This is a genomic window from Streptomyces sp. 142MFCol3.1 (genome assembly GCF_000424945.1).
Lineage (GTDB): Bacteria > Actinomycetota > Actinomycetes > Streptomycetales > Streptomycetaceae > Streptomyces > Streptomyces siamensis.
Genome location: NZ_AUKV01000002.1, coordinates 300,986 through 313,879, shown reverse-complemented (window position 1 = coordinate 313,879; position 12,894 = coordinate 300,986). Strand labels below are relative to the sequence as shown.

Here is a 12,894-nt window from a genome sequence, read left to right as displayed (position 1 = left end):
CGAACAGGCGGTGCGCAACGGACCCTGCCGTCGAAAGGTCGAAGCGTCGATGAGGCTTGTCGTCGATCTCAACAAATGTCAGGGATACGCGCAGTGCGCGTTCCTCGCGCCGGACGTCTTCGCCATGCACGGCGAGGAGGCGCTGGTCTACAACCCGCGGGCCGAGGAGGAACAGCGCGAGAAACTGGCGCGCGCCGTCGCCGCCTGCCCCGTCCAGGCGATCACGGCCGACGGCCTGCACGGCACGGGCGCCACCCACGCCGGATCCGACGAGGCCGCCCGGGAGTCGTCCGATGCCCACTGACTATCTGGACTGGTTCAGGCGCGAGGGCCGGATCGTGATCGTGGGCGCCTCGCTCGCGGGCCTGCGGGCCGCGGAGACCCTGCGCGCCGAGGGCTTCACCGGTTCCCTCACCATGATCGGCGACGAGCCCTACGAACCGTACGACCGGCCGCCGTTGTCGAAGGCCGTCCTGCTCGGCAAGGCGTCCGCCCTGCACACCGACCTGCCGCGGTGCCGGGAGATCGACGCGAAGTGGCGCCTCGGTGTCGCCGCGACCGGTCTCGACATGAGCGCCAAGCGGGTACGGCTCGCGGACGGGGACGAGGTCGAGTACGACCGGCTGCTCATCGCGACCGGCGTCCGCGCCCGGCCCTGGCCGAAGGAGTCGGAGGCGGACCTGGACGGCGTCCTCCTGCTCCGCACCCGGGACGACGCCGCCGCCCTGTACCGGCGGCTCAAGGCCGGCCCGCGCCGTGTCCTCATCATCGGCGCCGGGTTCGCCGGGTCGGAGATCGCCTCGGCCTGCCGGGAGATGGGCCTCGCGGTCACCGTCGCCGAACGCGCGGGCGCGCCCCTGGTCGGCGCCCTCGGCGGGGTGATCGGCTCGGTGTCCGCGGAGCTGTACCACGAGAACGGCGTCGACCTGCGCACCGGCGTCATGGTCACCGGACTCGAGAGCGACTCGGTGGGCCGGGTGAAGGCCGCACACCTCTCCGACGAGAGCGTCGTCGAGACGGACCTCGTGGTCGTCTCGCTCGGCTCGATGCGCAACACCGAGTGGCTGACCGGGTCGGGGCTCGGCGCGGGTCCCCGGGGCATCGCCTGCGACGCGGGCTGCCGCGCCTTCGACTTCCGGGGCATCGTCACCGACGACATCTTCGTCGCCGGCGACGTCGCCCGGTCCCCGCACGCGCTGTTCGGCTACCAGTTCCTCTCGCTGGAGCACTGGGGCAACGCCGTGGCCCAGGCCGAGATCGCCGCGCACAACATGATCAGTTCCAGCGCCGAGCGGCGTCCGCACCTGTGGGTGCCCGCCTTCTGGTCCTCGCAGTTCGGGGTGAACATCAAGTCGGTCGGTGTCCCGCCGATGGGCGAGCAGATCATGATCACGCAGGGCTCGCTGGCCGAGCGCAGGTTCGTCGGGGTCTACGGCTATCAGGGACGCATCATCGCCGCCGTCAGCTTCGACAACGCGCGGTGGCTGGAGTTCTACGAGCGGCAGATCGAGCGGGGCGCGCCGTTCCCCGTGGAGTTCGCGACCGTCGACCGCCGTCCCGAGGGCCGGCAGCCGGTCGACGCCGCGTTCCCCGACCCGTCCCTGCCGACGCACGGCCCGACCGTGACCCTCAGCGGTTACTCGCCGTCCGACCGGCAGCTGGTCTTCACCCCGGCCCGCCACTGACCGGAGTCCCGCCCCCGCTCCACGTCCCCACGGACCCGCACGCCCCCGAGGACCACTCATGTCGCAAGCCCCGCTCCTGCGCCAGATCACCGACTACGCGAACCGCGCCAACCCGTATCCGCTGTACGAGGAGCTCCGCAAGACCCCGGTGCTGCACGAGGAGGAGGGCGGTCCGTACCTCATCAGCTCGTACTGGGACATCGAGAGCCTGCTCCACGACCCGCGGATCAGCTCCGACTTCACCAACCTCGCCGTCGCGAGCGAGGACGAGCTGTCCGGGCCGGAGGCGACGGGGCTGCCGCCGAGCTTCATCCGGCTCGACCCGCCGGAGCACGACCGGCTGCGGCGGATCGCCAACAGCTCCTTCGGCCCCCCGCACCGGCCCACCCGCATCGACTCCATGCGAGGTGAACTCGCCCAGATCGTCACCGACCTGATCGACGCGTTCGGGGACGCGCGGAAGATCGACGTGGTCGACCAGTTCGCGTACCCCTTCCCGGTGACCGTGATCTGCCGGCTCCTCGGCGTGCCGCGCGAGGACGAACCCCGCTTCCGGTCGTGGGTGGACCCGATCGTGGCGGGCCTGGACCCCGACACCCGTACGAGCGCCGAGTCCATGAAGACCGCGCAGGAGGCCCGGCTCCAGCTCGGCATGTACCTGAACGGGCTGGTGGAGCAGCGCGCCAGGGAACCGCGCGAGGACATGCTGTCCGACCTGGTGAACACTCACGGTCCGGACGGCGCCATGACCACGATGGAAGTGCTCAGCACCGCGGTGCTGCTGCTCATCGCCGGTCACGAGACGACCGTCAATCTGATCACCAACGGCATGCTCACCCTGCTGCGCCACCCGGAGTACCTCCGCCGGCTGCGCGACGACCCGGGCCTGTCCGTGAAGATCGTCGAGGAACTCCTGCGCTACGAACCGCCGGTGCAGCTCGTGCCGCAGCGCACCTGCATCGCGGACATCGAGCTGCGCGGGGTCACCATCCCGAAGGGTTCACGCATCTGGCTCGTCCTCGCCGCGGGCAACCGGGACCCGGAGCGGTTCCACGAGCCCGACCGCTTCGACCCGGACCGCGAGGACATCCAGCACCTGGGCTTCGGCAGCGGGATCCACAGCTGCTTCGGCGCGCCGCTGGCCCGCCTGGAGGCCCAGATCGCCCTGGCCGAACTGGCCCGCCGGCTCGACAACCCGCGTCTCGTCGAGGACCCGCCGCCCTACCGCCCGAACGCGGTCCTGCGCGGCCCGCGCCACCTCGAGATCACCTTCGACGCCCTGCGCTGACACCGCCGCCCGCGCCACCCCGCCGGTTCGCACCGCGGCCCAGGCCGGGACATGGCGCGCGCTGCGACACCGGCCCGCGGCACCGGCCGGGGAGCGGCGCCCGGTGTGACACCGGGCGGCTCGCGCTGTGCCGGCGGCCGGTGCGTGACCCCCGCCCGGTCGCACGTGACACGGGAGCCACCGCCTTCGGCCCGGGGCCCTACCCCCGAGGCGCGTGCGGCATCCGTACGACCGCGACCCCTCCGTCCAGGTCCACCGTCGTGCGGTGGGGCGGCGCGCCGTCCTCCTCGTCGTCCCGCATCACCAGCGAGGACTGCCGCTCCTTCAGCTCGTCCTGCTTCCCGGGGGACAGGCTCGCGTGCAGCTGCTCGAAGCCGGTCGCCGATATCTGCCCCTGTCGTGCCCCGTTGCGCCACGGCAGCAGCCCGGCCCGCCCGGCCCGAAGCAGCAACTGGTCGGCGAACGCCACGGCGGTCAGCGCGATCACCAACCCGGGCAGGGTCATGAGGACGGCGAATTCCATGCCCCGAGTATCCGCACGCAAGGGCCGGCGTCCACCGGTCGGCCCCGGGCCGGCGGTCCTACCGCTTCAAGCCGTGGCACCTGCCTCGGCCCCGCTCGCGAGGAGGTGTGCGATGCCGGTGTCGAGCGCCGCCTTCAGGTGGGTCGAGTCACCCGTGGACATCATGATGGTCACGCCTCCCTGGATGCCCGCCAGCAGCGCGGCCGCCGTGCGGTCCACGTCGAGGGCCGCGGACACGAGGCCGTTCGCCTGGAGCGCGCGCATGCCGTGGGCGAGCTGCCGCTGCCACTGGCGCATCAGCTCGGTCACGATCGCCCGTGCTCCCGGGCTGGACCGGCCGACCTGGAGGAACAGGGCGCCCAAGGGGCAGGAGTCGCCCTGGCGTTCGTAGCGTTCCACCACGACGTCCCGCCAGCGGCGCCAGGCCTGCCACGAGTCCAGGCATCCCAGGTACGGCTGCTGGTCCTCCAGGACGCGGTCGGCCTCGAACCGGGCCACGGCCAGCAGCAGTTCGCTCTTGCCGTCGGGGAAGTAGTGGAAGAGCTGGCTCTTGCTCGTGCCGGTGCGGCCGCGGATGTCGTCGAGAGTCGTGACGGCGACACCCTGCTCGCGCAGCACCTCCGCCGCCCCCTCGACGATGCGGGCCCGGGTGGCGCGGCCCTTCGCGGTCGGAGCGTCCGGCATCGGCCTCCCCTCCTTCCTCGGCTGGACGGCTATGGACCTGCGGGTCCATTTTACGGCGGGAGAGCCCGGCTCCGAGGGGTCCGGAGCCGCCCCTGAGGACCCTTCCCGGTTTGGACTTGCTGGTCCATTCTCTGCGACGCACAGTGGTCCGCACACCGCGACAAGGGAGAGTGCGTCATGGCTGAACGACTGCGGAACAAGACGGCGCTGGTCACGGGCTCGACCAGCAACATCGGGCAGGCGATCGCCGAGGCCTTCGCCGCCGAGGGCGCCCATGTCGTCGTGTCCGGGCGCCATCAGGAACGGGGTGCGCAGGTGGTCGAGGGCATCCGGGCGGCCGGCGGTCGGGCCGATTTCCTGGCGGCGGACCTCGACGGCAGCGCGGAGGCTTCCCGGGACCTGGCCGACCGGGCCCGTGCGACCCTGGGCGGGCGGATCGACATCCTGGTGAACAACGCCGGCATCTACCCGGCTCCCGGCACCACCGACACCGACGAGAAGACCTTCGACAAGGTCTACGGCGTCAATGTGAAGGCGCCGTTCTTCCTCACCGCCGCCGTCGCCCCGGCCATGGCGGAGTCCGGCGGCGGAGTGGTCGTCAACCTCGGCTCGTGGATCGCGCGCCTGGCCGTTCCCCTCGGCGCGCTCTACAGCTCCACCAAGGGAGCCATGGAGACGCTCACGCGGGCCTGGGCCGCGGAGTTCGGACCGATGGGCGTGCGGGTGAACGCCGTCTCGCCGGGGGTGATCCTGCCCCCGGCCCCGGAGGGCGCCGAGCCGCATCCCGGCGAGATCATGATGAAGGGCACCCCGGCCGGCGGCGTCGGCACGCCGGACGCCGTCGCGCACGCCGTGGTCTGGCTGGCCAGCGACGAGGCGGCCTTCGTGCACGGGACCGTGGTCGACGTCGACGGAGGCAGGACGGGGGTCGCGGTCGTCGCCGCCTAGCGGGGGATCCAGGATCCTGGGCCCGAGCCCCGAGCCCCGACCCGAGCTCCCGTGGCGCCGTGTCCCGTGGCGCCGGCGGCCCGTGGGGGAGGAACGGCCACCGTGCACACCGAGGGCCGTCACCCGCACCGGTGACGGCCTTCGGCGCAAGCTCTCCTGTGGTGACGAGGGGCAGCTGATCCGGGTCGCTCGTGTCCGCCGTGCAGGTGTCCGTGCCGAACGTCGCCGCCGGCCTCGTCCTGGTCCTGGGCGGCCTGACCATCTACGCGGGGCCGTCCGCCGTCGACGCCGCGACGCCGGCGCGGCCGGCCACTGAGCCGGTTCCGGGCGCAAGGAAATTTTAGAAGACAACCCGTTCGACTCATGGCGTGCGGATCGAGACGCGGGTGGACATTAATGAAGAAATGTTCTCCGCAACGTTTCCCCGCGCCAGGGTCACTCATTTGCCGCGCATCTGGAGGAGTGGGAGCGACGTTAGCGGGATATGACGAAAGCAAGGCCTCAGGTCATGCCGCGCCGCGACAAGGGGGAGGGTGAATCGCCCGTGACCCGTGACGCGCAAGCGGAGAAATACGCTTACGTGACTGGTGTGGCAAACTCGGCGCTCGTGTCGCGTAACGCCTTGCGTGAGGGTGACACGCGAGTCAAGGTGCAAGTCAGTGAGTCACTGCTCCGCGAGTTCCTTGTGCTGCTGGAGGCGCTTCAGGAGGAACTGGATCAGCGTTGGAACAGTCAGGGAGAGTTCGACTGTCACGCGGACCGTGCATAAAGGGGGCGCATTCCTGTGAACCGAGAGTATGCGGATCCCTCCTTTGCGCAGCATGAATGGTATTCCGACGCATACTCATATGGGTCGGGTGCAGGCTGGCACGACACCCCTGTCGATGCCGCACACGCGGGATCACCGTTGGTGATGCCCCCCGACTCCAACTGGGACCCGGTCGAGGAACTCGCTTACCTCTTGCAGGAGGCCGTTCCGTCGGAGCCGGCGGCCGTTCCGGCGGAGCCGGTGGCCGTGGTGCCGCCACCTCGCAGCGTGCCGTCACCCGGCGTCGAGTTCAACGACCCGATGGAGAATCTGGCGAAGATCACCGCCCAGCTTCGGCCCATCCGGAACTCCTCTGCCGGGCATCGGAAGATTCGAGTCAGAAGACCCCGGATCAAATGGTTGCGAACGGGCAGCCTGGTCATCCTCGCATTCATTGCCGTCATCGCGGCGATGGTCAGCGTTTTCGGCGGCATGGTTGCCTACGCGCCTCTGCAGAGCACTTCATCCGGCACGATCCCTCAGTGGCCCGTTCTCGTGTACGGCCCTTGGATGGTGGCTTCGCTTTCCATCCTGCGTACCGCCTTGCATCGGCGCCGAGCCATGCACTCGTGGTTCATCGTTCTGCTGTTCTCCTCCGTGGCGATCATCTTGTGTGTTGCTCAGGCCGACAGGACCGTCACCGGTATCGCTGGAGCCGTCCTGCCGGCTCTGGCGTCGCTGGCGTGCTTCCAGCAGCTCGTCCGGCAGATCACATTGACCCTGCCGCCGCGGCAGGCGTCACGCCGTCACCGCCACTGACGCAGACCCGGCCGGGACCCCGGACCCCTCCTCCCGAGCACCGTCCCCCGCCGGCTCGGGCGGAGGACGGTGCGTTTTCCGTACATCCGGGTGAGCGCCGGGAGCGGCACGGCCGGGCACCACGGAGCACCGGCTCGCGCCGGTGGGGCGGATGTGGCGCGCGGGTCAGCCCACGGGCGTACCCGGTACGCGGATGAAACGGTCTCCGCAGAACGACGCGATGTTGTAGGCCCTGAACTCGTCCTTGCTGATGGTGCACACGGCCTGGTGGGCGGTGCCGTCCGCGGTCAGCAGATCCACGTAGAGGCTGTTGGGCTTCTTGTTGGGGTCGGCGGGGGTGGTTCCGCTCTCGGTGTACCCGAGAGTGGCGTCCACCACGCAGCTCGGTGCGTACGGCACGGCGGCGAGATTGATCCAGTCTCCCGGGGCCCGGCTGTCGTTGAAGAACGCGCGCCCTCTGGTGTCCGTCGTCACGCGGAACTGCGTGCCCGCGAATTCCCCGTCGTCCACGACGACAGAGGCGAGATCGCGATTCGTCACACACTTGCTGCCATTGGTTCCGGATTCGCCTGAGCCGACGTGGCTCTCCGTGCGAACGGCGCTCTGGGCGGCCGCGGGCGGGGCGACGAGAACCCAGGAGACGACCGCTCCTGCCACCGCGAAAAGCCCTCTGCCGCGCCATGCGTAACGCCTGCGGCAGCCGCCGGACCGACATGATTTCCTGCCTTCGGGCACTATCGCGCTCCTCTTCAGATCACTGGGCGACATCTCGCCTGCCCATCGGCCACCGGTCTTCGTGGCGAGGTTTCCACAGCGAACGGGTGCTTCAAGCGGGATGATCCGGTCCAATCGGTAATTCGTGTCACGGGATTCCACCGAACGGATCCAGGCCGTATCGACGCCGGCGGGTTCTCGTCGGGTGCCCGGCCTGCTGTCGGCTGATCACCGCCGCTTGGGCATTAGAGGATTCGTGCTCCGACATTCGGGGGGCGTGACGGCGCCGCCTGCCCATCAGCCGCGGGCAATGCCGGTGGACTGGTCCCTGCTCACGTGAAGGCGCTTTCACAGAAGGAGAAATGTCGAATGCGCGTTCTGCGGCGTCTGGTGTGGGGTGCGCTCGCGTCACTCCTGCTGATCGGCTCCACACCGGCGACAGTCCAGGCCGAAACGGCCCGTACATCCCGCGGCGGCGACTGCCCGGTCCACAATCGGGTCAGAGTCCCCACCGTCACCGCACCTACCGTCAAGCAGGTCTACTACCACGGCGATTGGCGCCTCGGTCCGAAGGACCTTCCCAAGACCGGCCAGATCGGCAAGATCCTGCGCGGCTACGACCCGCTCGGCGGGAAACCTCAGAGCACCTTCTTCCAGTGCTATTGGCAGGTGAATCCCGAGACCAGGGAATCCGGCTGGTGGTACCCCAGCAACAGCGGCTTCGTCATCAGGAGCCAGCAAGCGGTCGAACGGCGCGTCACTCTTCGTGCGGGCACGTTGGTGGACCTCTTCGGCAGGGGTGACCCCGGTCACTTCCTGGCGCCGGCAGGCACCCCCTTCGGCGAGCGGGCGATTCCGCCGAACAACCTCATCACTTTCGAGGCGGCTCACCCGAACGGCTATCACCTCTACCGGGTCACCAAGGACTTCACCGTCCAGGCCGGTCCGTCGAGGCCCTGGTTCGCCCAGCGTGGCCTCGGCCTGCAATATGCGACGGTGCCCACCGTCGGGCAACTGAAGAGTGCCGATTACCTGACGGAGCTGCCGGTGACCTGACGAGAGGGGACCCCACGTTCGCCTCGACCGGCGGCCGCCCCGGGCCGCCGGTCACAGTCATGACGGTCCGGAGACGGCGCGTCCGTGGGGCCCCGGTCGGCACCTGCGCGGCCGGGCGCCGGAGACTGCCCGGTGACGGGACGGCTGCCTGCGGGAAGCGGCTGTCGGCCGCGTGCGGGGACGGGCAGGAAGCTCCGGCAGCCCGGCCCCGCGGCGGTCATCGGTCACGGTCGGCGTGGACCGCGGGTGGGGCGTCAGGGGCAGCTGGGCTGGTTGACGCTGTAGATGATTCGTGTGCCGAGCCCGGGCCACTCGGTGACCGTCCACAACTGGTGGTTCGACCTCTGCACGTACAGGTCCTGGAGCCCGACGCCGCCCTGCTGATACGTGGGCTGCCGGTTGGGCCGGTCCGTCACCAGCCAGCCGAGGTTGTTCTCGCCCCTGCTGCTGTCGAAGTAGTAGCAGTGGCGCGCGCTGCCGGCGGGGTCCTGGTACGAGACGCCGCCCTGCACGTTGGTGACGGGTTGCCGGTAGACCTGCTGCGCGTTGATGGTCCTGCCGGGGGTCCGGGACGTGATGTCGCCGGTGCGCCACCGCGCGAGACGCGAGTTGCACCACACCAGGGTTCCGCCCTGACTCCGGCTGCAGTACTCACCTGTGATGAACTGCCAGCTCGACGCGGATCGGTCGAGAGTGACGTAGTCGTAGCAGGCGCGAGTGCCCCTGTTGCAGGACTGGGCCGACCCTGTGGACCAGACACCGATCTGCGGCAGCACGAAACGGGAGCCCGGAGCCCTCGGGTCGTCGGTCCGGCCCAGGTCGAGGATGTTCCGGGTGTCGAACACCCGCAGACCCCTGCGTGGGTCGGCGACGTAAAGATAGTTGTCGTGCCAGACGACGCCGCCCGCGTGGGTCGGCAGCGCCCTGAACCGGGACGCGCCGGGAGCGAGCTGGACCAGCTCCACGTGCGCGTAGCGGCCGGGGGTGCCGGCGACGAGGAAGCTGACCCGGGAACGCCTGGGCGTGCTGGAATTCGGTGCGTGCCCGTACCACGAGGTGAGAAGGACGCGATGGCCGTCGACCGTGCCCCCGGCGTGTGCGTCCTCGCTGCCGCTCATCCCCTGAGGGGTCCAGGTGGACGATGCGGAGTCCACGCTGTCGAAGCAGTACCAGTCGGCTGCCGCGACCGAGTTGCGCAGCGCTCCGATCGCGTTGTTGGCCGCGGAGCAGTGCCGGGTGGCCTGGTGGTCGGTGTAACTGGGGTTGCTGATCAGCCGGCCCGGCGTGAGCCGCGGGTACGGGAACCCGGCGATGTTCGAGGCGCGGTGGTCGGGCTCCCACGTCAGGTGGAAATCCGGTCTGGACGCGGGGTCCGACACCATCGGCCGGGGCGCCGGTGAAGGCGCGGCCGGAGCACCGGACTGCGCGTGCGCACCGGTCGGGCCGACACAGATGACGAGGGCCAGCGTGGCGACAGCCATTCGGCCCAGGAGAGCGGGAACCAAGAGAACTCCTTCTCCACGTCGCGGCCTTCGTGGCCGAGAGGCATTGCCCGATCACCGCGCCACCTCGAACGAACCACGCCGAGAAGACAGACGTGCGTGAGTACGGCGCGCGATCTGCGTGGAGGGAGTTTCGACAGGAAGCCGACTCTTCTTGACACCTCTGATGAACATTCACTCGTAAACAGCAGTTGAGCAGCCCTGCGCCGACTCCGCGGTGGCGAGATGCCGGGGCGGGCGTGGCCGACGGTCGGCCCGAGAACTGCGACAAGGCGCACACCGGCATCGACGACCCACCTTCCGGACCGTCGGCGCCGAGGACGCCGTCGGTGCCCGGGACGCCGGCGGAGCCGACTGCCTCTGACCACCCTGCCCCTGCAGAGCTATCTGGCGTTGCGTGACCAGCCCGATCGCCCGACCGGGTTCCCGGCCGATGCGCAGCCCGTCTGGCACGCCTTCTGCACCCCCGCCTTCAGCCTGGCCTGCGTCTACCAAGGCGCCTGCGACGGCACGCCCGCCCGGACCGGAGGCCAGTATTCCAACCGCGACAACCAACACGACCACAAAGGCGTTCGAGGCCCTCGGACAGCCCTCTCGGGCCTTGTCCGACCGGATCTGCCGGGAGAACGGGATGGCGCACCGGCTGATGCGCCGTACGCCCGTTGGGCCGCCACAAGGCGTTCCGGGTACTCCCCGACGACCTCCCGCTCTGAAGCAGGACCCTCGGCGGTCAAGTACCCGTTCCCACAAGGGGCTTGTGACCGATCACGATGAAGGACGTGCAGGACGGGGTGTCCGCCATCGCCCAGGAACAGCGGGCTGAGGGCTCCTCTTGGACGCCACCGAGCTGCTGAGGATGCTGGTGCCGCCGACCAGGTAGACGGTCTTGCCCTTGGGCAGCATGCGCTTCAGCTCGGTCTGGACGGAGGAGTCCAGGCCCGTGCGGGAGGTCATCAGCACCGGTCCGGGCTTCTTGCCGGCAAGCGACGTCGCTGTGGTGGCGTACGCGGAGTCCGACTTGCTGATGAGGACGGCCGAGCTCGCGTTCATCAGGCCCGGCACGCTCTTGCCGAGGGTGTTCCACGTCCACTTGGACGACGCGATGTTGGTGCCGTAGGTGTCGGCGCCGTAGACCCGGGAGATCGCGTTCTTCCGGATCGGCTGCCAGGCCACGTCGGTCCCGTCGGCCATGGGCACATGCGTCTCCGTGCCCGTGCCGAGGTCGTGGATCCATATCTGCGAACCGCTGGGGCCGGTGTCCGGGCTGCCGGTGACGTAGGTGTCGTACGCGATCCGGTCGCCTTCGGCGACCATGCGGGACGGTTGTGGTCGGCGGGGTCCGTGGTGACCTGCGTCAGCCCGGTGCCGTCGACCTTGACCGTGAAGAGCTGCTTGTGTCCGGACACGGTCCGGGTGAAGACCAGCGACTGCCCGTCCGGGGACATGCTCGGCTCGTCCGCGTCGGCGGCCAGCTTCTCGAACGCCTTGGTCCCGCCGTTGTAGACCCACACGGCCGGAGTGCCGGTCGTGGAGCAGCTCGCGTGCCGGTGCGCACGAAGGTCAGCATGCCGTTGACGGCGCCGCTGGCCTTGGAGTCACAGCCGTCGACGTCGGTGCCGAACAGGGCCTGAGGAGCGCGGGCGCTGTTGGCCACGGCCACCCGCAGTCGGCCGCCGGCGGTGAAGACGATGTCGCCTCCGCCGTACCAGAACGTCGGATCGGTCGGATGTCAGCCACTGCCCGCCGGCATGACGATGTCGTTGCCCGATATCGACTCCTGGGCGTACGTCTCCGTGCGGAGACGGCCGTCGGTGGAGCCCACGTAGGCGATCTGGCTGCCGTCGGCGGACCAGGCGGCCTGATTCGCGGTGTCGTAGAACTGGGCGCTCTTGGTCCCGTCGGGGTTGATGTAGTGCAGGGAGCCGAGTTCGTTGTACAGCAGCCTGCCGTCCGTGGCCGGCCAGCCGGCGGTGTCGGCGGTCGCCTGGCCCGGGAGCCCGGCCACGAGACCGGCCGCGAGTGCGGCGACGGTCGTGAGCGCCGCGAATCCGCGACGCGCAGAGATGTTCAATGTGCCCACACCGGTGAATGGATGGCTGCGTTGCCCCTCCCCCGAGGCGAACGGACGGCATCGTGTTCGTCGTCCGTACGGCAGCGGCGAAACCTTAGCGCCGTGCCACGGCATCTGTGGAGGCAGGGGCACCCGGTGCCGACGCGCCCGTGGACGAGTTGCCCGGTCCGCATGAGGCTTCGAAGCGTCGTTTCTGGACGCGGTGAAGATCCAGTCGGTTTCGCGGCGCCGAACGCTCTCCGCCGAGTAGTTCGTGCCTTCCAGTGAGGTTTCCTCAAGACCGATGGCAACTGTCCACCCTGGGTTGTCGAGTGGTCCGGTCTTGATGCCCCACGAGTGCTCCCGATCACGGGGGAGAAAGCGCGTTGATCCATCAGCACTCCGACGACGCGCGACAGGAAGAGGTCGCTGCCGGCCTCGACGCCACCGTTCAGAAGGCCCGTGCCGCCGCGAGGAAGAAGGAGCCCGACAAGCCTTCTGGCGCGAATCTGGCACGCGACGAGTGATCGCGACGGAAAGCAAAAAGGCCCGGGTCTCTGACCTGGGCCTTCTCCATGGAGCGGGTGACGAGAATCGAACTCGCGCTCTCAGCTTGGGAAGCTGATGTTCTACCATTAAACTACACCCGCGTAAGACGCCGGTGGAACCGGTGTCCAATGCCCGCCCACTGTACCTCATGCCTGGCCCCCGGCACTGAAGCCGCGGGGCCCGGTCGCGTTTTCGGGTGTGGACACGGCTGCGGGCGGCTGGAGTTGGGGCGTACGGTGGAGGTGTGGGAGAGGGCCCGCGCGGGACCGGAGTGCCGCCTGGAGGGCCATCCCTTTCATCCCGTAATGTGGCTTTCGTCGTCAGTCAG

Annotated in this window: 13 protein-coding genes, 1 tRNA gene and 1 pseudogene; 7 read left to right on the top strand and 8 right to left on the bottom strand. The window is 69.5% G+C overall.

Translation table 11 applies throughout. From position 1 onward, the window contains the following. Positions 1 to 49 precede the first annotated feature (49 nt). Genes H305_RS0103945 through H305_RS0103935 form a run of 3 tightly spaced genes read left to right on the top strand, consistent with a single transcriptional unit; the run spans position 50 to position 2,973 of the window. Positions 50 to 304: a ferredoxin gene (locus tag H305_RS0103945; RefSeq protein ID WP_028799269.1), complete on the top strand. Its 255-nt coding sequence runs from the start codon at positions 50 to 52 to the stop codon at positions 302 to 304. Continuing rightward, positions 294 to 1,685, top strand: a complete 1,392-nt coding sequence (locus H305_RS0103940; protein WP_028799268.1) for an NAD(P)/FAD-dependent oxidoreductase — start codon at positions 294 to 296, stop codon at positions 1,683 to 1,685. The genes H305_RS0103945 and H305_RS0103940 overlap by 11 nt, the downstream gene beginning before the upstream one ends. Before the next feature lie 58 nt (positions 1,686 to 1,743). Next, positions 1,744 to 2,973: a cytochrome P450 gene (locus tag H305_RS0103935; protein ID WP_028799267.1), complete on the top strand. Its 1,230-nt coding sequence runs from the start codon at positions 1,744 to 1,746 to the stop codon at positions 2,971 to 2,973. A 199-nt stretch (positions 2,974 to 3,172) separates the two neighbouring features. Here the strand turns inward: H305_RS0103935 and H305_RS0103930 are convergent, their stop codons facing one another. Together H305_RS0103930 and H305_RS0103925 are read right to left on the bottom strand one after the other, a co-directional pair. Next, on the bottom strand, positions 3,173 to 3,496 hold the full coding sequence (locus tag H305_RS0103930) for a DUF6191 domain-containing protein (RefSeq protein WP_028799266.1): 324 nt from the start codon (positions 3,494 to 3,496) through the stop codon (positions 3,173 to 3,175). A 66-nt stretch (positions 3,497 to 3,562) separates the two neighbouring features. Beyond that, positions 3,563 to 4,180 (bottom strand): TetR/AcrR family transcriptional regulator, encoded by a 618-nt coding sequence (locus H305_RS0103925; protein WP_028799265.1) that lies wholly within the window; start codon positions 4,178 to 4,180, stop codon positions 3,563 to 3,565. A gap of 177 nt (positions 4,181 to 4,357) precedes the next feature. On the opposite strand from H305_RS0103925, the gene H305_RS0103920 reads away from it, so the two are divergent. Beyond that, on the top strand, positions 4,358 to 5,128 hold the full coding sequence (locus H305_RS0103920; RefSeq protein WP_028799264.1) for an SDR family NAD(P)-dependent oxidoreductase: 771 nt from the start codon (positions 4,358 to 4,360) through the stop codon (positions 5,126 to 5,128). Positions 5,129 to 5,912: 784 nt separating this feature from the next. Beyond that, positions 5,913 to 6,695, top strand: coding sequence for a DUF2637 domain-containing protein (locus H305_RS0103905; protein WP_028799263.1), 783 nt, complete (start codon positions 5,913 to 5,915; stop codon positions 6,693 to 6,695). Positions 6,696 to 6,860: 165 nt separating this feature from the next. On the opposite strand, the gene H305_RS0103900 is transcribed toward H305_RS0103905, so the two are convergent. Continuing rightward, positions 6,861 to 7,235: a hypothetical protein gene (locus H305_RS0103900; RefSeq protein WP_028799262.1), complete on the bottom strand. Its 375-nt coding sequence runs from the start codon at positions 7,233 to 7,235 to the stop codon at positions 6,861 to 6,863. 543 nt (positions 7,236 to 7,778) lie between these two features. Here H305_RS0103900 and H305_RS0103895 point away from each other — a divergent pair. Further along, entirely contained in the window at positions 7,779 to 8,465 is a 687-nt protein-coding gene (locus H305_RS0103895) for a TNT domain-containing protein (protein ID WP_028799261.1), read from the top strand. A 254-nt stretch (positions 8,466 to 8,719) separates the two neighbouring features. Here the strand turns inward: H305_RS0103895 and H305_RS0103890 are convergent, their stop codons facing one another. The 4 genes and pseudogenes from H305_RS0103890 to H305_RS56290 all read right to left on the bottom strand — a co-directional run. Then, a complete protein-coding gene (locus tag H305_RS0103890; protein ID WP_028799260.1) occupies positions 8,720 to 9,946 on the bottom strand; it encodes a hypothetical protein in 1,227 nt (408 codons plus the stop codon). A gap of 786 nt (positions 9,947 to 10,732) precedes the next feature. Then, positions 10,733 to 11,281: a cell wall-binding repeat-containing protein gene (locus tag H305_RS0103885; RefSeq protein WP_028799259.1), complete on the bottom strand. Its 549-nt coding sequence runs from the start codon at positions 11,279 to 11,281 to the stop codon at positions 10,733 to 10,735. Positions 11,282 to 11,696: 415 nt separating this feature from the next. After that, on the bottom strand, positions 11,697 to 12,047 hold the full coding sequence (locus tag H305_RS54415; protein WP_028799258.1) for a hypothetical protein: 351 nt from the start codon (positions 12,045 to 12,047) through the stop codon (positions 11,697 to 11,699). Between the two features lie 192 nt (positions 12,048 to 12,239). Beyond that, a pseudogene (locus H305_RS56290) lies at positions 12,240 to 12,374 on the bottom strand (Imm53 family immunity protein); the annotation flags it as partial. 29 nt (positions 12,375 to 12,403) lie between these two features. On the opposite strand from H305_RS56290, the gene H305_RS54410 reads away from it, so the two are divergent. Further along, positions 12,404 to 12,544 (top strand): hypothetical protein, encoded by a 141-nt coding sequence (locus tag H305_RS54410; protein ID WP_324608086.1) that lies wholly within the window; start codon positions 12,404 to 12,406, stop codon positions 12,542 to 12,544. A gap of 49 nt (positions 12,545 to 12,593) precedes the next feature. Here H305_RS54410 and H305_RS0103865 read toward each other — a convergent pair. Further along, a tRNA-Gly gene (locus H305_RS0103865) sits at positions 12,594 to 12,667 on the bottom strand. Positions 12,668 to 12,894: the final 227 nt, after the last annotated feature.

Bases quoted from the DNA above. Each gene is read 5' to 3' on its own strand.
- H305_RS0103945 (WP_028799269.1), top strand. From the start codon at position 50: ATGAGGCTTGTCGTCGATCTCAACAAATGTCAGGGATACGCGCAGTGC.
- H305_RS0103940 (WP_028799268.1), top strand. From the start codon at position 294: ATGCCCACTGACTATCTGGACTGGTTCAGGCGCGAGGGCCGGATCGTG.
- H305_RS0103935 (WP_028799267.1), top strand. From the start codon at position 1,744: ATGTCGCAAGCCCCGCTCCTGCGCCAGATCACCGACTACGCGAACCGC.
- H305_RS0103930 (WP_028799266.1), bottom strand. From the start codon at position 3,496: ATGGAATTCGCCGTCCTCATGACCCTGCCCGGGTTGGTGATCGCGCTG.
- H305_RS0103925 (WP_028799265.1), bottom strand. From the start codon at position 4,180: ATGCCGGACGCTCCGACCGCGAAGGGCCGCGCCACCCGGGCCCGCATC.
- H305_RS0103920 (WP_028799264.1), top strand. From the start codon at position 4,358: ATGGCTGAACGACTGCGGAACAAGACGGCGCTGGTCACGGGCTCGACC.
- H305_RS0103895 (WP_028799261.1), top strand. From the start codon at position 7,779: ATGCGCGTTCTGCGGCGTCTGGTGTGGGGTGCGCTCGCGTCACTCCTG.
- H305_RS0103890 (WP_028799260.1), bottom strand. From the start codon at position 9,946: ATGGCTGTCGCCACGCTGGCCCTCGTCATCTGTGTCGGCCCGACCGGT.
- H305_RS0103885 (WP_028799259.1), bottom strand. From the start codon at position 11,281: ATGGTCGCCGAAGGCGACCGGATCGCGTACGACACCTACGTCACCGGC.